This window comes from Halalkalibacter nanhaiisediminis (assembly GCF_007830185.1).
In the GTDB taxonomy this organism is placed as follows: domain Bacteria; phylum Bacillota; class Bacilli; order Bacillales; family Bacillaceae_D; genus Halalkalibacter; species Halalkalibacter nanhaiisediminis.
The window spans coordinates 334106-352638 of the sequence record NZ_VLKZ01000003.1 but is presented as its reverse complement, the minus strand read 5'-3'; the positions used below and the strand labels follow the sequence as shown (position 1 = coordinate 352638).

Annotated in this window: 18 protein-coding genes; 3 read left to right on the top strand and 15 right to left on the bottom strand. The window is 37.0% G+C overall.

All coding sequences use genetic code 11. The annotated features are described in order from the left end of the window. Window positions 1-16 precede the first annotated feature (16 nt). The 3 genes from IQ10_RS07080 to IQ10_RS07070 are packed head-to-tail and all read right to left on the bottom strand — an operon-like array spanning window position 17 to window position 2958. Entirely contained in the window at window positions 17-1180 is a 1164-nt protein-coding gene (locus tag IQ10_RS07080; RefSeq protein WP_199757394.1) for an acyl-CoA dehydrogenase family protein, read from the bottom strand. Between the two features lie 36 nt (window positions 1181-1216). Continuing rightward, window positions 1217-2011, bottom strand: coding sequence for an enoyl-CoA hydratase-related protein (locus IQ10_RS07075; protein WP_144449766.1), 795 nt, complete (start codon window positions 2009-2011; stop codon window positions 1217-1219). 20 nt (window positions 2012-2031) lie between these two features. Beyond that, window positions 2032-2958 (bottom strand): hydroxymethylglutaryl-CoA lyase, encoded by a 927-nt coding sequence (locus IQ10_RS07070; protein WP_144449765.1) that lies wholly within the window; start codon window positions 2956-2958, stop codon window positions 2032-2034. Between the two features lie 313 nt (window positions 2959-3271). Between IQ10_RS07070 and IQ10_RS07065 the strand changes: the two genes are divergently transcribed. Then, complete coding sequence (locus tag IQ10_RS07065; protein WP_144449764.1) at window positions 3272-3934, top strand: GntR family transcriptional regulator; 663 nt, start codon at window positions 3272-3274, stop codon at window positions 3932-3934. A 178-nt stretch (window positions 3935-4112) separates the two neighbouring features. Here the strand turns inward: IQ10_RS07065 and IQ10_RS07060 are convergent, their stop codons facing one another. The 7 genes from IQ10_RS07060 to IQ10_RS07030 all read right to left on the bottom strand — a co-directional run bounded on the left by IQ10_RS07060 (window position 4113) and on the right by IQ10_RS07030 (window position 9198). After that, entirely contained in the window at window positions 4113-4784 is a 672-nt protein-coding gene (locus IQ10_RS07060) for a GNAT family N-acetyltransferase (RefSeq protein ID WP_144449763.1), read from the bottom strand. A 20-nt stretch (window positions 4785-4804) separates the two neighbouring features. Then, window positions 4805-5689 (bottom strand): carbon-nitrogen hydrolase family protein, encoded by an 885-nt coding sequence (locus IQ10_RS07055; protein ID WP_144449762.1) that lies wholly within the window; start codon window positions 5687-5689, stop codon window positions 4805-4807. A 263-nt stretch (window positions 5690-5952) separates the two neighbouring features. Further along, on the bottom strand, window positions 5953-6936 hold the full coding sequence (locus IQ10_RS07050; protein WP_144449761.1) for an LLM class flavin-dependent oxidoreductase: 984 nt from the start codon (window positions 6934-6936) through the stop codon (window positions 5953-5955). A 103-nt stretch (window positions 6937-7039) separates the two neighbouring features. Further along, window positions 7040-7231, bottom strand: coding sequence for a 2-hydroxymuconate tautomerase (thmT, locus tag IQ10_RS07045; protein ID WP_144449760.1), 192 nt, complete (start codon window positions 7229-7231; stop codon window positions 7040-7042). Window positions 7232-7255: 24 nt separating this feature from the next. Continuing rightward, on the bottom strand, window positions 7256-8275 hold the full coding sequence (locus IQ10_RS07040) for an NADH:flavin oxidoreductase/NADH oxidase (RefSeq protein WP_144449759.1): 1020 nt from the start codon (window positions 8273-8275) through the stop codon (window positions 7256-7258). A gap of 102 nt (window positions 8276-8377) precedes the next feature. Then, window positions 8378-8671, bottom strand: a complete 294-nt coding sequence (locus IQ10_RS07035) for a putative quinol monooxygenase (protein ID WP_144449758.1) — start codon at window positions 8669-8671, stop codon at window positions 8378-8380. Between the two features lie 20 nt (window positions 8672-8691). Beyond that, the gene (locus tag IQ10_RS07030) at window positions 8692-9198 is read right to left on the bottom strand and encodes a type 1 glutamine amidotransferase domain-containing protein (protein ID WP_144449757.1); all 507 of its coding nucleotides are present in this window, start codon (window positions 9196-9198) and stop codon (window positions 8692-8694) included. Between the two features lie 333 nt (window positions 9199-9531). On the opposite strand from IQ10_RS07030, the gene zwf (IQ10_RS07025) reads away from it, so the two are divergent. Both zwf (IQ10_RS07025) and IQ10_RS07020 read left to right on the top strand, forming a co-directional pair. Then, window positions 9532-11022, top strand: a complete 1491-nt coding sequence (zwf, locus tag IQ10_RS07025; RefSeq protein ID WP_199757393.1) for a glucose-6-phosphate dehydrogenase — start codon at window positions 9532-9534, stop codon at window positions 11020-11022. A 22-nt stretch (window positions 11023-11044) separates the two neighbouring features. Beyond that, a complete protein-coding gene (locus tag IQ10_RS07020; RefSeq protein WP_144449755.1) occupies window positions 11045-11665 on the top strand; it encodes a cyclase family protein in 621 nt (206 codons plus the stop codon). A 90-nt stretch (window positions 11666-11755) separates the two neighbouring features. Here the strand turns inward: IQ10_RS07020 and gnd (IQ10_RS07015) are convergent, their stop codons facing one another. The 5 genes from gnd (IQ10_RS07015) to IQ10_RS06995 all read right to left on the bottom strand — a co-directional run bounded on the left by gnd (IQ10_RS07015) (window position 11756) and on the right by IQ10_RS06995 (window position 18497). Beyond that, complete coding sequence (gene gnd, locus IQ10_RS07015; RefSeq protein ID WP_144449754.1) at window positions 11756-13171, bottom strand: NADP-dependent phosphogluconate dehydrogenase; 1416 nt, start codon at window positions 13169-13171, stop codon at window positions 11756-11758. Between the two features lie 325 nt (window positions 13172-13496). After that, the gene (gene gnd, locus IQ10_RS07010; protein WP_144449753.1) at window positions 13497-14393 is read right to left on the bottom strand and encodes a phosphogluconate dehydrogenase (NAD(+)-dependent, decarboxylating); all 897 of its coding nucleotides are present in this window, start codon (window positions 14391-14393) and stop codon (window positions 13497-13499) included. 123 nt (window positions 14394-14516) lie between these two features. After that, window positions 14517-15974 (bottom strand): glucose-6-phosphate dehydrogenase, encoded by a 1458-nt coding sequence (gene zwf, locus IQ10_RS07005; protein WP_144449752.1) that lies wholly within the window; start codon window positions 15972-15974, stop codon window positions 14517-14519. Between the two features lie 234 nt (window positions 15975-16208). Beyond that, entirely contained in the window at window positions 16209-17207 is a 999-nt protein-coding gene (locus tag IQ10_RS07000) for an LLM class flavin-dependent oxidoreductase (RefSeq protein WP_144449751.1), read from the bottom strand. A 366-nt stretch (window positions 17208-17573) separates the two neighbouring features. Next, entirely contained in the window at window positions 17574-18497 is a 924-nt protein-coding gene (locus IQ10_RS06995) for a sensor domain-containing diguanylate cyclase (RefSeq protein WP_158640008.1), read from the bottom strand. Between the last annotated feature and the right edge of the window lie 36 nt (window positions 18498-18533).

The window sequence follows — 18533 nt, the reverse complement described above, 5'->3', positions numbered from 1 at the left end:
ATCGATTTACAAAATATTAAAATGAACGAGGGAGTCCAAGAATATGTTGAGCTACATAACTTACGATAAGATTATTGGTAACAGGAGCAACAATGAACAGTCTAGCTTCCCTAAACTTGCGCTCAATGTTATATTCTGTTGCAAAACCGTAACCACCGTACGTATCCATTGCAGCGTTTGCGGTTCTCCATGTTGCTTCAGAAGCTAGATATTTTGCCATGTTTGCCTCACTTCCACAATTTTCTCCTGCATCAAATAACTCGGCAGCTCGATCACGCATTAATTTAGCAGCTTGAATGTCCATATATCCTTTTGCGATCGGAAATTGTACACCTTGATTCTGGCCAATTTGACGATTAAAGACAATTCGCTCATTCGCGTATTGAACGGACTTATCAACAAAATAAAGACCATCGCCAATACTTTCAGAAGCAATCAATATCCGCTCTGCATTCATCCCGCCAAGCACATAACGGAATCCATTTCCTTCTTCTCCAATTAAGTTTTCAACTGGAACTTCAGCATTTTCTATAAAAACTTCCGTTGTAGCATGATTAATCATCGTGTCAATTGGTCTAATATCCAGTTTATCTGCTTGTTCCTTCATATCTAATAGGAACAAGCTCAGGCCATCTGTTTTCTTCTCGACTAGATGCTTCGGCGTTGTTCTAGCAAGAATCATCATTAAATCAGAATGCTCCGCCCTTGAAGTCCAAATTTTCTGTCCATTAAGAATGTACTTATCCCCTTTTCTTTCAGCGACAGTCGTAATACTGGTTGTGTCACTACCTGCAGTCGGCTCTGTTATACCGAATGCTTGCAGTCGTTTTGCACCACTTGCAATATCAGGCAGAAAGCGCTGCTTCTGCTCTTCACTTCCATGTCTTAAAAGCGCACCCATTGTATACATTTGCGCATGTCCAGCGCCAGCATTTCCTCCTGAACGATTGATTTCTTCAAGAATAATACCAGCTTCAGTCATCCCTAAGCCTGCCCCGCCGTATTCTTCTGGAATTAAGACAGACAACCAACCATCATTCGTAAGCGCTTTAATAAATTCAGTAGGATAAGCCTTCTTTTCATCAATTTCACGCCAATATGATTCTGGAAACCTTTCACATAGTGCCCTTACACTAGAACGAATCAAATCATGATCTAATGTTGTTTGTGTCATCAACATTACCCCTTTACCTGTTAGTTTTTTATTTTATAAAAGTTAATAGCCTTTCCATTGAGGTAGTCTCTTCTCATTAAATGACTCAATTCCTTCTATACGGTCTTCACTATCTGCGCATTTATAGTAGCATTGAAGTTCAATTGACAAAGCCGTATTTATATCAACTTGTAATCCAGTATCCACAGCTTTTTTAATCATTTTTAAAGATATCGGTGCATTTCTAGCAATCTCACTAGCAATTTCATAGGTGCTTTCTAAAAGGTTACTACTAGGAAAAATATGATTCACTAGCCCTAACTGTTTTGCTATTTCAGCATTTACTCTATTACCTCTAAAGAGAATTTCTTTAGCTATGCCGACACTAATTGCTCTTGGGATCAGTTGTGTTCCTCCAATTCCAGGTATAATACCGATTTTTGCTTCTGGAAATCCGACTTCCGTATGTTCAGCTGCCATACGAATATCTGCACTAAGTGCTAATTCAAGACCCCCACCAAGAGCATATCCATTCAATGCCGCAATAATTGGATAGTCAAATGTCCGAATCTTCTCTGCCGTCTGTTCAAAAATTCGATGCTGTTCATGCCACTCTTTTTGGTCCATTCCTTTTCTTTCTTTAAGATCAGCACCAACACAGAAGCTTTTCTCACCAGAGCCTGTGATCACAAGCACCCTTAGATCATCCTTTTTCCTTAATTCCTCAAGAGAGCTGATGATATCGAGCGCCATTTGAGTAGATAATGCATTCATTGCATTAGGCCTGTTGAATGTTAACGTGTAAATGCCATCTAAATGATCATGTTTACTAACGTGAACCGTTTCTTTTGTCTCCATGTTTTCACCTCTTTTTTACATTAAGCTTGATTTGGAACGGGATATTTCCTCGTACTTTTTCCTGCCTTTGCGACATAACTAGGAAGTTGTTGTCCAAGTAATTGTTTAAGTAAATGTGACGCCTCTAATAATGGGTCGATTTGTATGTTTGTTTGAATTCCCATTTCCTCTAACATGTGCACGACATCTTCTGTACAAACATTTCCTGTCGCACCTGGAGCAAATGGACAACCGCCTATTCCCCCAAGAGCTGTGTCAAATCGATTAATGCCAGCTTGCATTCCTGCAATAATATTTGCTAAACCCATCCCACGTGTGTTGTGAAGGTGTAGACCAAACAGTTGTTGCGGATATTTTTGCTTTACTTTTGACATTAATCTATAGATTTGTTCTGGGTTTGCCATTCCTGTCGTATCAGCAAATGTGACAATATGAGCTTCATTCTCTATCAACTGATCTGTTAAGGCTAATACTTTCTCTTCGGAAATCTTCCCCTCAAAAGGACAGCCAAAGGAGGTCGCAAGCGTGACGTCCACAACAATGTTGTGAAGATCACAATAGAGCTTAATGTCTTTAAATCCTTCTAGCGATCGTTCTGTTGATTTCCTTACATTTTGTTCGTTATGGGTATTACTGATTGAAAATACATAATTGACTTCTTTAACACCTAATTCGGCAGCTATTTGCGCACCTTTTAAATTAGGAATTAAAGAGATTAAGGTTACATGCTCTTTTTGGCCAATATCCATAAACAACTCCTTAGAATTAGCCATTTGTGGTACTGCTTTCGGATGAACAAAAGAACCAAATTCAACATTTAAAATAGAAGCATTTTCTAACTTTTCGAAAAGCAACTTTTTCTCTGCTACCGTTAAAATCTTTTCTTCAAGCTGAAGTCCATCTCTTAAAGCGACTTCATTAATGGTTACACTTTTAGATAGATTCATTCATCGTAACCTCCAAATAAAATAAAAAGGTTTTTAAAGCGCCTTCAAAACCATACTTAAAGGATACTGGATCCATTATTACAATCTAACAGCTACATTTAGGATACTGGATCCAATATCATTTGTCTACACTTTTTAAAATTTTCTTAAATTTATTTATTGTTTATTCTACGAAAAGTATTTATCTAAAGATTGTCTAATCTAAAAATGTAGACTTTTTTTTATGGATCCGCTATCCTTACTGTAAGTTAGCACCTTCATTTCATAAACTGAAACTAGATTATTAATTTATAGATAGAAGGGGTCATTCCGTATGAAAGATAAAATTGATCTTCGAATTGAAGAACGAGACACTCTTCACCTTAAAGTATGTAGTGTATTAAGAAAAGCTATTTTAAAAGGTGATTTCAAGCCTGGTGAAAGATTAGTTCAATCTGAATTAGCTGAATCGATGGGTGTAAGTAGAATGCCAATTCGAGAAGCATTAAGAAAGCTCGAAACAGAGGGATTAGTCAGTCTTGAACCTCATAAAGGAGCTATTATTAAGCCAATAAAAATGGAAGATATTATCGAAATATATGAGTTAAGATCTTTTCTTGAAAGCAAAGCGGTTGAGCTTAGTGTCGAACACCTGACAAAAGATGAGATCAATCAACTTGAAGACTTAGTGAATGAAATGAGTACGGCAAAATCGATTGATGCATTTGTTGAATCAAATATTATCTTTCATAAATTGTTGATTAAACATTGTCATTGGACTAGATTAACAACATTTATTGAAACGTTATGGAACGGCTTCCCTCAAGAAACACCACAAATTATATCTGGTCAACTAGAGAAATCTAATGTAGAGCACCAAGAAATATTACAGGTTGTTAAAAATAAAGACAGCAAAAAAGCTTCTTCTCTCATCTCTGCTCATATTAGTAGAACGGGGTCAGAGTTAGTGGCACGTTTAAAAGAAAATCAAAATTAATACATTCATTCTCTACCTTCCTTTAAATTCCTTTTTTATTTTTATAGAAATTGATTAGTGAGAAGAAAAAATAAGGTTTTTCCATCCTAGGTTAAGAGTATAGGCTCATGAACGATTTATATAAAAGAAAAAGTAAAAGATCCTCGCTTCCGAAAAAACGAGGATCTTCTTGAATTTATTAAAATGTAATTAATGCTAATTTCTCTTTTGCTTCTAAGCCAGCAACCATTTCATTCCAAGACTCAGGCTTATTTGGTAGAACAGCGTAATATCGTCTTAAAAATTTCACGATCAATTCTGCTGGAAGCTCACTTGTGCCTTTTTCCATTGGAAGGAAGCAAAGATCAAGTCCACTAACTGCCTCGCCGTCATTGTTCCAAGATGGATGAACATAAGGAAAATCAAGACGCTTGTAGCCTAAATGAGCTAAAACCTCACGACGAACATATGGATCCATTGGCTTTACGCCACCGAATTCATATTGTTCCACTTTATACGGATCATAGATTTCCGCAAACATCCCGAATAAACTCTTTCCGTTCGCAGAAGCTAAGGCATGTAAGTCCTCTGCTCTTTTGTCTGCTAAGAAAGGTCCAATTCCAAGACCCGCTTCGCCAATAATCGTAAAGTCTGTCATCGCAACATTAAAGTCTTCATAATAACGGTATTCTGTTGCACCTACGACTTTGCCATTAAGAATCGCAACGAAAACACGAATACTTGGGTCTTCTAAAGGTTCTCTCCAAAGCTCAAATTCCAGTACTTCTTCTGGTGGAAATACTTTTTGCATTAATTCATGCATTTGTTTAAATAAAGGATCTTCTATGCTTGTAATTCGATGATATTCCATTGTTTCTCACCTTTACCTTCTTATATTTTTATCGCTAAGTCTTCTTGTTTTTCCCAATCCGTATAAAGGTCTGTACGTCTGTCTCTCCACGTCGTAACAGAGCCACTTTCACGAACTTTATATAAAAGCTCTAAATTAAGGTCTGCCGTGACAATCATATCTTGATTGAGTTCCCCTTCTACTTGAATGCCTCTTGGCGGGAACGGGATATCATTCGGTGTAATAACTGCAGCTTGTCCAAAATTCGCTCTCATAAAATCAACTGTTGGCAGTGCTCCGACTGTACCAGTTGTAACAACATATACTTGATTTTCAATTGCTCTAGCGTGGGCTGTATAACGTACACGGTGAAAACCATGACGCTCATCCGTACAAGATGGACAGAAAATCACATCTGCTCCCTTTGCCTTTGCCATTCGAACGATTTCAGGGAATTCAATGTCATAGCACGTTAACATCGCAATCGTTCCCTTATCCGTTTCGAACACTTCAAGCCCATCACCAGGAGCCATATTCCATTCGTTTACTTCCGTTGGCGTCATATGCAGCTTCGCTTGTTCAGCGATTCTTCCATCTGGATAAAATAAATGAGCTACATTATATAGTTTGTCACCTTTGCGAACAACATGTGTTCCACCAATAATATGCATATTGAATTGAATCGCTAGGCTCATAAATAGTGAACGATATTGATCTGTAAAATCAGGTAAATCGCTAATCAATAACGCTTCCCCATGTGGGTCCCCGATTGACATTAATTGTGTTGTGAAAAATTCTGGAAACAGCACAAATTCAGCGTCGTACTCTTGTGCCGTTTTTATATAATGTTCAACTTGTTTAGCAAAATCTTCAAAGGAATGAATCGTATGAAGATCATATTGAACAGCTGAAACTCTTAATTGCATAGTAATCCCCTCTTTCTAAATGATACTGTTTAGACATAAATACTATTGATATTATTAGACAAAAATTATCTTTTAACAAGTACGTACTTTTTAAATACATAGTGTTGAAAAGTATACTATTATTTCGCTTCCTGCTTATCACTTTGCTCATGAAAAAGAGACACTGCCATTGCAATGCCTCAAGCGATTTTATTCTATTCTTTATTCTCCTAAATATCAATACTAAATCATGAATTTTTATAGCTATTTTTTCAACATATATTTTATTGAAATACTTGAGCTATTAAAGAATAGGACTCGATTTTATCTTGGAAATCGTAAATATTTGTAATAATCATCAGTTCATCCGTTTGATACATTTCGCTTAATGTAAGGAGATCATCTCTTACCTTTTCAGGAGTACCAATGATCATGCGTTTGCGGTTCTTTTTTACAATCGATTTTTCTTCTGCTGTTAAGACTCTATTGTTCGCTTCCGCATAGGAAGGAATTCGTGTATCTGTTCCTCTTTCCACCTCAAGTAACCATAAATCCTGCGTTAATGCTATTTCTTCTGCTCGTTCTTGTGTCGGAGCACACACAACAAATACACAAACATTCATTTGTGGCACAGGTAATTGATCAGATGGCTGAAAATGTGTTAAATAGTGCTTTGCTGCCTCGATACCATTGTCGGGTGAAATAAAATGCCCGTATGTAAAAGCCGTCCCGCATTCAGCCGCAAGCCTTGCACCCCGTTGCGTGACACCCATCATCCACAAATCTACCACTGTATCTATGAGTGGATAAGCCGTAACACCTTGCTCAGGGTGCGGATGATTTTGTAGATATAATTGAAGGTTTTTCACTTGTCTAGGGAATTCATTTAAACTTTTTTTCATTCCATCAGTTAAAGCTAAACGAGTCGATGGTGAGCCACCAGGAGCGCGTCCAATTCCTAAATCGATTCGATTTGGAAACAAGGATTCTAATACTTTGAAGTTCTCGGCAATTTTATAAGGACTATATTGTGGGAGTAAAACACCTCCTGAGCCAACTCGAATTTTTCTTGTATTAGAAGCAATATGAGAAATCAGTATTTCAGGGGAAGTGCCTGCCATACCATTCGTATTATGATGCTCAGCTACCCAAAAACGTTTGAAGCCTAATTCTTCGGTTATACGAGCTAATTGAACGGTATGCCCGAAAGCTTGCCCCGCATTTTTCCCTTTGCTAATAACCGATTGGTCTAGCACACTTAGCTGCATTCGTCTTACCTTCTTTCGCCTAACTTTGGTTAGATGTTTAATATCTTTTTGTTATCTAAAACGGAAAAGGCACGATAGTTTATAACTCTACCGTGCCCTACCATTACTTATTTATATCAGAGAACAATTCACCATGTTTTCCATAATTATCTTTTTCTAGATCTTCGAAAAAAATGAATACCTTATCTTTTTCAACTTCAAAGGTTTCCGTCACAACATCTGTCATTTTTTTCACTAATTCTCTTTTTTGTTCAGTTGTTTTACCTTCTAAAACTTTCACTGTAATAAAGGGCATTATGGCGCCTCCTTGTTAAAAAATCTAAATACTAAAACCAGCTCTTAGAGGAACTGGAATTAACGTACCTCCACCTAAAGTCAGTGATGCTTCGTTTGCCCAATATGGATTTCTAAGCATCCCTCTACCAACTGCCACAAGGTCTGCCTTCCCTTCTCGAATCACTTGGTCACTTAGCGTAGCATCTTCCATTCTTCCAACAGCAATAACAGGAACATCTACAGCACTCTTGATTGCCTGAGCAAGATCAACTTGATAACCTGGCCCTGCTGATGCTGGTCCTGAATTACTTTCACCGCCTGAAGAGATATGAAACATATCTACTCCTGCGTTTTTGTATTCCTTAACTAGCTCGATTGCATAATCGATACCGTATCCGTCCTCGGCGTACTCTGTAGCAGATATCCTCATAATGAGTGGCATCGATTCTGGCATCACGCGACGCGCTGCTTGAATAATTTCTTTCCCAAACAAGCTCTTATCTTCACCGTATTTATCTGTACGTTTGTTCGTAAAAGGAGATTGGAATTGATGAATCAAATAACCATGGGCCCCGTGTATTTCAATCGTATCAACACCTGCTTGCACAGCACGTTTGAATGCTTGTTCGAATTTCGTCACCATTTCTTCTACTTCTTCTGTTGTTAGCTCTCTTGGTGTTTTATATTGATCTGAAAACACAATTGGGGAGCTAGATACAGGTTGCGGGGCATCCTCTGCTTTGCGGCCTGCATGTGCAATTTGAATCCCAACTTTTGCGCCATAGCTCTGGCATGACTTAATGATGCGCTCGAAAGCAGGAATATGATCATCTGACCAGAGCCCTAAATCATAATCTGTAATTCTTCCGTCAGGTTCAACATCAGTCATTTCCATAATAATTAGTCCAGCACCACCAATTGCACGGCTTGTATAATGGGAAAAATGCCAATCATGTGGCTTACCATCTTTGGCTTTGACAGAATACTGACACATCGGTGGCATAACGATCCGATTTTTTAATTGTAATCCTTTTAATTCAAATGAATCTAACAATGACGACATAGATGTACTTCCTCTCAATTTCAACTTTCTTCACTAAAAATAATATTTTACTTTTTTATTCACATACTACGCAAATATTATCTCAAAAAAACAAAAAAGTATTTATTCTTTTTTTGATACTTCATAGCGTTCGACAAAAATAGGCTCAATCAAGTAATCTTCTAATGGACCAACGAACTGTTTGAAATGAGATGTTTCCTCATGGAAATCAAGAGCTGCTTGATCCTTCCATTCTTCAACGAAAACAAAGGTATTTAGGTTTTTTGTGTCTTCATACAGATGATAGTGATTATTTCCTTCCTCTGCTTTAGAATGCTCTATGACATTTTGTGCATGATCGAGAAATTGTTCTCGTTTTTCTGTATTCACTTTCAGATAAGCATGAATGACAATCATCCTTATTCCTCCTCTAAGTATTACAGCTTTGCTAAGATTTCACGAATGAATGCCGGCTCGTCTTTTGGAGTACGAGATGTCACCAAGTTTTCACTAACAATGACTTCTTCATCTTGATAGTCAGCCCCAGCTAATTTTACGTCATCACGAATGCCAATATAACAAGTCACAGCTTTGCCTTTTAGAATATCAGCACTAATCATAATTTGCGGACCGTGGCAAATACCAGCAATCAGTTTATTTTGATCATTTACTTCTTTTACAAAACGAATAATATCATCATTTACTCTTAATTCTTCTGGAGCTCCACCACCAGGGATGATAATAGCATCAAAATCACTAGCAAATGCATCTTTTGCAGCTAATTCTGTTGTATAGGAAGCCGTTTCTTTTTTCCCTTTACATTCTAACCCTTTTTCTAGTCCAATAATGATTGATTCATGACCAGCTTCTTTCATTGCATCATAAGGGCTCACCATCTCAGAATCTTCAAAACCATCCGCTAAAAGAAAAGCGATCTTTGCCATTTACAACATCCTCCTCAAGGAATCAATTTCTCAAATTACAATTTAACTATAATATAATAAGTAAAAGAATTTCAAAAAATTTGCTTATCGACATGAAACGCAATTTTAGACAATTAGTGATCCAAAACGTTAAATACAGCTAAATAGTTTCTTATCATCTCTACATATGCTATTATAACCTGTATAAAATTACCTCGTTATCATTCTTTTGCTTTTGTATTAGTATCCAAAATAAAGCTTATAACGATTTAATTTTTTCTTTTACATGATTCAGGTGGAAACCCTGCATACTAAGAATCAGTACATACAGAATAAAGTGAGGTTCTTGAAATTATGACAACAAGCACACCAAAAGCTGTTATCGTCATTTTTGGCGCAACAGGTGATTTAGCAAAGCGTAAACTGTTCCCTTCTATTTATCGACTATATTTAAACGGTAAAATTTCTGAAGATTTTGCGATAGTCGGAGTTGGGAGAACACCTTTCACTAGCGAAGAATTCCGTGAAAATGTGAAGCGTTCTGTCAACAATTCAGAAGAAGTAGATCATAAGGTCGATACATTCGCCTCGCACTTCTATTATCATCCACTTGACGTTGAAAATGTCGAATCCTTTTTAGAACTAAAAGATTTGCTTGGTAACCTAGATGAGCAATATGATACAGAAGGAAACCGTCTCTTCTATTTAGCTATGGCTCCTCAGTTCTTTGGTCCAATAGCAGATAACTTAAAGAATCAAGGATTAACTTCAACAAATGGCTGGAGTCGTCTAGTCATTGAAAAACCATTTGGTCATGATTATGAATCAGCTAAGGAATTAAACGAACAAATTCGTGCAGCTTTTACAGAAGACCAAATTTATCGTATTGATCACTATTTAGGAAAAGAAATGGTTCAAAATATTGAAGTTATTCGTTTTGCTAATGCCATATTTGAGCCTCTTTGGAATAATCATTATATTTCCAATATCCAAATTACTTCTAGTGAAACATTAGGTGTTGAAGATCGCGGTCGCTATTATGAATCTTCAGGTGCTATTCGCGATATGATTCAAAATCATATGATGCAAATGGTTGCTCTTCTCGCGATGGAGCCACCAATCAGTCTTGATGCGGCAGAAATCCGTAGTGAAAAAGTAAAAGTTCTTCGGGCATTAAGAAGCCTTTCCGAACAAGAGGTTAATGATTATTTTGTTCGCGGACAGTACGGCAAGAGTGTAATAAATGATCAGGAATTACTTGGTTATCGTGAAGAAAAGTCAGTAGATCCAGAGTCAAATACGGAAACGTTTGTTTCAGGAAAGCTTATGATCGATAACTTCAGATGGGCAGGAGTACCTTTTTATATCCGAACTGGTAAGCGTATGAAGGTCAAGTCGACTGAAATCATTGTTCAATTTAAAGACCTGCCAATGAACTTGTATTTTAACAAAGGTGAAAACGTACATCCAAACTTACTTGTGATTCATATTCAACCTGACGAAGGAATTACATTGCATTTAAATGCGAAAAAAGGTGATGGTCTTGCCACTTCTACACCGATTAAATTAAACTACTGCAGTAACTGCGGTGATAAATTAAATACACCTGAGGCATATGAGCGTCTTATTTACGATTGTATGCTAGGAGACTCAACAAACTTCACTCATTGGGATGAAGTAGCCCTTTCTTGGAAATTTGTTGATACGATTGCACAAGTGTGGGAAAAGGAAAAAGCTCAAAACTTCCCTAATTATGAGTCAGGGTCAATGGGTCCTAAAGAATCAGATGGTTTATTAGATAAAGACGGTTTCCATTGGTGGCCAATCGGCACAACAATTGAGTAAGAAATAGAGAGGAGAAACAAACATGAAAGTATATGATATTACAGCACCAGTATTTGAAGGAATGCCTGTTTATAAAAATAAGCCAGAAAAGCAACCTAAGTTTATTAAAACAACAAATGCACACGTAACAGAATCGAAACTTGAGATGGATGCTCATACGGGTACGCATATTGATGCACCCCTCCATATGATTAATGATGGCGAAACGTTTGAAACGCTCTCGCTTGATAAATTAGTCGGTAGTGCGAAAGTATTCGACTTAACTCAAGTAGAAGATGGTATTACAAAAGCTGATTTAGAAAATCTCGATATTCAAGAAAATGATTTTGTTCTCTTTAAAACGAGCAATTCACTAGAAGACGAATTTAACTTTGAATTCATCTTTTTAAAAGAAGATGGAGCGAAATTCTTAGCTGAACGTAAAGTAAGAGGAGTTGGCATTGACGCGCTTGGTGTAGAGCGAAGTCAACCTGGCCACCCTACTCACAAAGCATTGTTTGGAGCTGACATCATTGTGATCGAAGGCTTACGCTTAAAAGAAGTAGCACCAGGCAGCTACTTCATGGTCGCAGCACCATTAAAATTAGTGGGTACAGATGCATCACCTGCACGTGTTCTTTTATTTGAAGGCATGCCACAATAATTCAAATCGAAAAAGCTGACTCTAGCATGAGTCAGCTTTTTCCTACGTCTATACAAAAATCCTCAAGCATGCTTGAGGATTTTCTCTTACTTATTTTTGCATCCATTCTGTATGGAAGACGCCTTCTTTATCAATACGTTGGTACGTGTGAGCACCAAAATAATCGCGTTGAGCTTGTAATAAATTAGCTGGTAATGTCTCAGTGCGGTAGCTATCGTAGTAAGATAGTGCACTTGAGAATGAAGGTACTGGAATACCTTGTTGAATCGCCACAGCAAGAACTTCACGTAATGCTGATTGGTAGCTCTCAACGATTTCTTTGAAGTACTCATCTAATAAAAGGTTCGCTAAGTTAGGCTCACGATCATATGCTTCCTTAATTTTTTGTAGGAATTGCGCACGGATGATACAACCACCACGGAAAATCATCGCGATGTCACCATAACGAAGGTTCCAATCATATTCTTCAGAAGCAGAACGCATTTGAGCAAAGCCTTGTGCGTATGAGCAAATTTTACTCATATAAAGTGCTTTACGTACAGCTTCAATTAACTCTTCTTTATTTTCTTCGAATGCCTTCACTTCAGGACCTTTTAACAGCTTGCTTGCCTTCACACGTTCTTCCTTCATTGCTGAGATGAAACGTGCAAATACAGATTCTGTGATAATCGGAAGTGGAACACCTAAGTCTAATGCACTCTTACTTGTCCATTTACCTGTACCTTTTTGACCAGCTGTATCTAAGATCACATCAACAAGCGGTTTACCTGTTTCTTCGTCTACCTTTGTGAAGATATCAGCAGTGATCTCGATTAAATAACTATCTAGCTCGCCTTTGTTCCATTCAGCAAACACTTCATGAAGCTCTTGGGCACTTAAGCCAAGTACATTTTTCAAAATGAAGTATGCTTCTGAAATTAATTGCATATCTCCATATTCGATGCCGTTATGAACCATTTTTACGTAATGTCCAGCACCGTTAGGACCAATATATGTACTACAAGGGTCACCATCAACTTTTGCTGAGATTGCTTCAAAGATTGGCTTTACAAGCTCATACGCTTCTTTCTGACCACCAGGCATAATAGAAGGTCCTTTTAAAGCTCCTTCTTCTCCACCAGAAACACCAGTACCGATGAAATGGATACCTGATGAATCTAATTCTTTATTACGTCTAATTGTATCTTCGAAGAATGTATTACCACCATCGATTAAGATATCACCTTTTTCAAGGTAAGGCTTCAATGAATCAATCGTAGCATCAGTAGCAGCACCAGCTTTTACCATCAATAAAATTTTACGCGGTGATTCTAATGAAGAAACAAATTCTTCAACGCTAGAAGCTCCCACAAAATTTTTGCCTGCTGCTTCATTCTTTAAAAATTCTTCTGTTTTTTCGGTTGAACGATTGTATACAGCTACAGAGTAACCTCTACTTTCAATATTCAAAGCAAGGTTTTTTCCCATAACCGCTAAACCGACTACACCAATTTGTTGTTTACTCAATTTCTTTAGCTCCTTCTTAAGTAAATTAAATCTTCGGTAAACTTTTATTTGAGCTTACCTTATCCAGCTTGAATAAAGTACACACATACACTCGTCTTACAAGCCTTCTTTAAAAAGTATACCATCTATTCTAAGGTAAATTCATTTATTTTGTCTTAATTTGCAATCAATTTATGTACTTCTTTTTTTAACATTATGATGTTAACGCTTCCAACTATTCATTTTTACTTTCGTCCGTCTAATAATGGAAGGCAAGTAAAAAGAGGGCGCACTCATACAATAGTAGCTTACCCTCTTCCACTAAATTGATTCTATTCATTCATCCTTAATCTTTTTTCTCTACAGCATGTCCACCAAATTCATTACGTAGGGCTGCTACAACTTTTCCTGTAAATGTATCATTTTGTAATGAACGATAACGCATTAATAACGACATCGCAATAACAGGTGTAGCTGTTTGTAAATCCAATGCTGTTTCGACTGTCCATTTTCCTTCACCAGACGAGTGCATAATTCCTTTAATTTCATCAAGCTTAGCATCTTTTGAGAACGCGTTCTCTGTTAGTTCCATTAACCATGAACGAATGACAGAGCCGTTATTCCATACTCTCGCCACTTTCTCAAAATCATAATTAAATTCACTTTTTTCTAATACTTCAAAGCCTTCACCAATTGCTGCCATCATCGCGTATTCAATACCGTTATGGACCATTTTCAAGAAGTGACCACTGCCAATTTCTCCTGCGTACAAATAACCGTTTTCGACAGAAGTATCTTTAAAGATTGGTTCAACAACACTCCAAGCTTCAGGATCTCCACCAACCATATAACATGCCCCGTTACGTGCACCTTCCATACCACCAGAAGTACCCGCATCCATAAAATGAACTCCTGCTTCTTTCAACTCGTTGTAACGTCGAATTGATTCCTTGTAGTGAGAGTTACCTGCTTCGATCACGATATCTCCCTTTTCTAAAAATGGCACGACGTCATGAATAACTGAATCCACAACGGCATGTGGAACCATAATCCAAAGAACGCGTGGTTTTTCTAATGATTGTACGAGCTGTCCTAAACTTGAGACACCAACTGCACCGTATCCTTTCATTTCTTCCACTGCATTAGGGTTCACATCAAAAGCTACCACTTCATGCTTGTTATCGATTAAATTTTGTCCTAAATTTAAACCCATTTTTCCTAAACCAATTAATCCAACTTTCATCTTGTTGTCCTCCTTCAAATACGTACATAAAACAAACTTTCTTATAATCTTTCTAGTTTTTAATTAAAGCCTTTTTGTTATCCATTAAACACACGGAAAAATAACTCCATTTAACTGTTTTGATTACCACCAATTAAATCCATTTTCTTTTAGTAATTGATCCGATGCCTCTGGGCCCATTGAACCCGATGGATAACGGTGAAGAGGTACAATATTTCCCTCAAATGCCTCTAAAATAGGCTGTACCAGCTTCCAGGCCATTTCAACTTCATCCCAATGGGCAAAAAACGTTGCGTCGCCACTGATCGCATCCATAATCAATAGTTCATATGCTTCTGGCATATCATCCTGACTAGCAGAAAAGTCAACGTTGATCGGCTCAAGTTTCCCATTATTTAATAAATTTCTACTGTTTAATTGTAAGGTAACCCCTGCATTTGGATTGATCTCAATCATTAATAAATTCGGTGCCGTTTCATCATTGTTTGACGAATACAAATCCTTTATTGGATTTTTAAATTCAATGACAATGCGTGTCGATTTCTCTGTCATTCTTTTTCCTGTACGAATATAAAATGGTACCCCATTCCAAAAATCATTATCAATCCACAGACGAGCCGCAATAAATGTGTCATTCATTGAACCAGCTTTAACTCCTGGTTCTTCTTGATAACCAACAACTGCTTCACCGCTCACTTCTCCTTGATCATATTGAGCACGAACGATATCTTTTGCTACCTCTTGTTTCTGTAATGGTCGAAGTGATTCCATGACCATTTTCTTTTGCTTACGGATGTCGTCTGGGCTAATTTTTTTAGGTAGGTGCATCGCTGTCATCATAAGCATTTGCAGCATATGATTTTGGAACATATCACGAATCGCACCTGATTGGTCATAATAACCAGCTCGCTCTTCTACCCCAACCGTTTCACTAGCTGTGATTTGGACGTTGGCAATGTATTGATTATTCCATAATGCTTGTAACACTGGATTAGCAAATTCTAACGCTTCAAGATTTTGAACCATTGGCTTTCCTAAGTAATGATCAATTCGATAAATTTCGTTCTCTTCAAACGCTACACTTAAATTTCGATTTAATTGTTGCGCTGATTTTAAATCATGACCAAAAGGCTTCTCGATAATTAGACGCTTCCATCCTTTTGTCGTCGCGATGCCACTCTCTTTAATTTGATAAGCAATCTTATCAAAGAATTCTGGCGCAACCGATAAATAAAACATGCGGTTTTCTGGAATAGTTAATTCTTCTTCTCTTTGTTGAATCGTTTGAAGTAACTTCTTGTAATCGTCAGGATTATTGACATCTAATGCATTGTAACGAAAAGCTTTTAGAAATCCCTCCATTTTTGATTGATCGTCTGTTTGCCTTCTTGAAAAAGTCACTAGTGAATCTTCCACACGTGCTTGGAATTCATCATGTGACATTTCTCTTCGGCCAAGACCGATAACTGAAAATGATGTAGGCATGTTTCCATCTAAAAATAAATTATATAGGGCAGGGAAAATTTTTCTTTTTGCTAAATCCCCTGTTGCTCCAAATAAAACAAAGGTCATTGAATCCATTTTCTTTCCTCCATGTACCAATTTATTCTTCTCGATAAATGATCGAGTTACTTTGAAAATGATTACTACGAGATGTAAGTATAAGACCTACCTTCAATTAATAAAAGTACGCACTTTTAAATTATATAGTGATATTTAAATAATATAGTGTAGAAAAGTATACTAAAGAGAATCTAAAAAAAACCGCTTTATTTTACCTCAAATAAAGCGATCTTTTACCCATTTATTTATTTTTTATAAAGAAAAAGCTTCTGCAATTAGTTCATACGAGCACGCACGATCTTCATAACTGTGTGTGATCGTCACAATCATGATTTCATCAGCATGATAGTGCGCTTGTATATCAAGAAGCTGGTGTTTTACCTCTTTAGGACTCCCGATAATCATTTTACTGCTCATTTTCTTAATCATTTCTTTTTCATCGTGGTTATAAGAATACTGTTTCGCTTCTTCAATAGACGGTATGCCGTTAGTCTCTTCCCCTTTTCCAGATTGGATCTTCCACAAATGGCCACTTAAGGCAAGCTCCTCTGCTCTTTCCGTCGTTTCTGCACAAATAGCCGAAACAGCAACAATTGTTTTCGGACCTTGCAGGATGCCTGTAGGTTGAAAATGTTCAACATAGCTTTTCACAATATTTTCTCCATCTTTATCACTCATAAAATGACCAAATGCATAAGCCGTGCCATTCTCTGCTGCAAGAATAGCACTTTTCTCACCTGTTCCTAAAATCCATGGTTGAGGTAAAGTGACGGGTAACGGAGAAGCGGAAATTTTAGAAAACATATGATCAGATGGAAAGTCATTGCGTAAAAATTGCAAGAGTTCCTTCGTTGATTCTGGCATGTTTCGTACTTGTTCTAAGTAATTATTGGAAAGAGCTATCGTTGCTTCAGCGGATCCTCCTGGTGCTCTACCAATGCCCAGATCAATGCGGTTTGGAAATAATGTTGCAAGTAGATTATATGTCTCAGCCACTTTATATGGTTTATAGTGTGGAAGTAAAACGGCACCAGAGCCTATGCGAATCTTTGTTGTATTCGCTCCTATATAGCCTAACATCACTTCAGGAGCAGGACAGGCAAGCGCTGGAAAATCATGATGTTCAGCAATCCAGTAACGTTCATATCCTAATTTTTCTCCAGTTTGAGCAAGCTTCATTGACGCTTCTAGTGCTTCTCCTGCTGTTTTACCAACAGAAATTGGCGATTGGTCTAATATACTTAGTTTCAAATTGTATTCCTTCTTTCTACAGAGACTCTGTATGAAATCTCTCTCTATAACTGTTTTATTCTGTATTACTATATAGCAGTTCAATACGAAGGAAAAATATTCTGCCTTAAATGAAAAACAAATAAAAACTGCCCCTATTAAAAAGACAGTTTTTACCTTTATTGTATCCTACATACCAGCTACTATTCCCATTCAATTCGAGTTTTGTATGCTTTAGTATACTGATCGACTGCCCATATTGCATTCGCAGCATCATCTCGGCTCACAGCAAATAGTGAATATTCGCTTTTGTAACGGCAAACCGACATTATATAAATCCTCTCTTGGGATTTAGAGTCATGCATTTAGCTTGAATTGATAAATGTATTATGAAATTTGACTAATACAGTTCTTTCCATTCTTTTTTGACTGATAAAGTAATTTGTCTGCTTGATTCATAATATCCTCAAGTCCGATACAGCTCGTATCGACAATTCCGATTGAGAAACTAATTTCTTTTTCAGATATTTGAATCTGTTCACCTTTATTTTTAATATCAATTGCATAAGGCCTAGCTTGCTCTAATGAAAGGTCAGGAAATAATACTCCAAATTCATCTCCCCCAAAACGAAAAGCAAATGCATTTTCAGGTATTGAATTCTGCAATAAGTTACCTATTTTGACAATGACTTCGTCTCCTTTTTCATGACCCAATGTATCATTAATCACTTTAAAGGAATCAACATCTAACAACATAAACGTGTGAATACCTTCTTCGTTTTTAAGTTGAAGAAGTAATCGCTTCCAAAACAGACGGTTATAAATACCGGTCATCGGATCTTTCATCGTCGAAAGTTCAAGTTCAATGGCATAAGATAAAAACGAAGCTAACCGTTCCAGTATCTCGACTGTGTTTGTATTATGTGTAATCGGATGGGCATCTAATGTACACAGTGACCCAAATATTGTTCCATTCTTTAAAATGATCGGAACGCCAGCATAAGAACCGATGTTAGCGTCTGTTGTTATTTTTAAATATTTCGTTCGATCATTTTTCATACTGTCTGATAAAACTAACGGCTTTTTCTCTTCATAGATGTAATGACAGTATGATTCTTCTATTGGGAGAATGAGACCTTCTTTTAACAATATCTCTCCATTTGTCAGCACCTTCAACACCCTGAAATCACATTTGTCCATATAGCTGATGAAATAGGAATAATTCCCAATTAATTGATTAGCCATTTCTAATATATCTTGGGCAATTTTTGCAAATTGAACTTCATTATGAATGTTATATTTCCCCACCATTTCTTCTGCTCCTTCTACAAATCTTAGCATGATCTT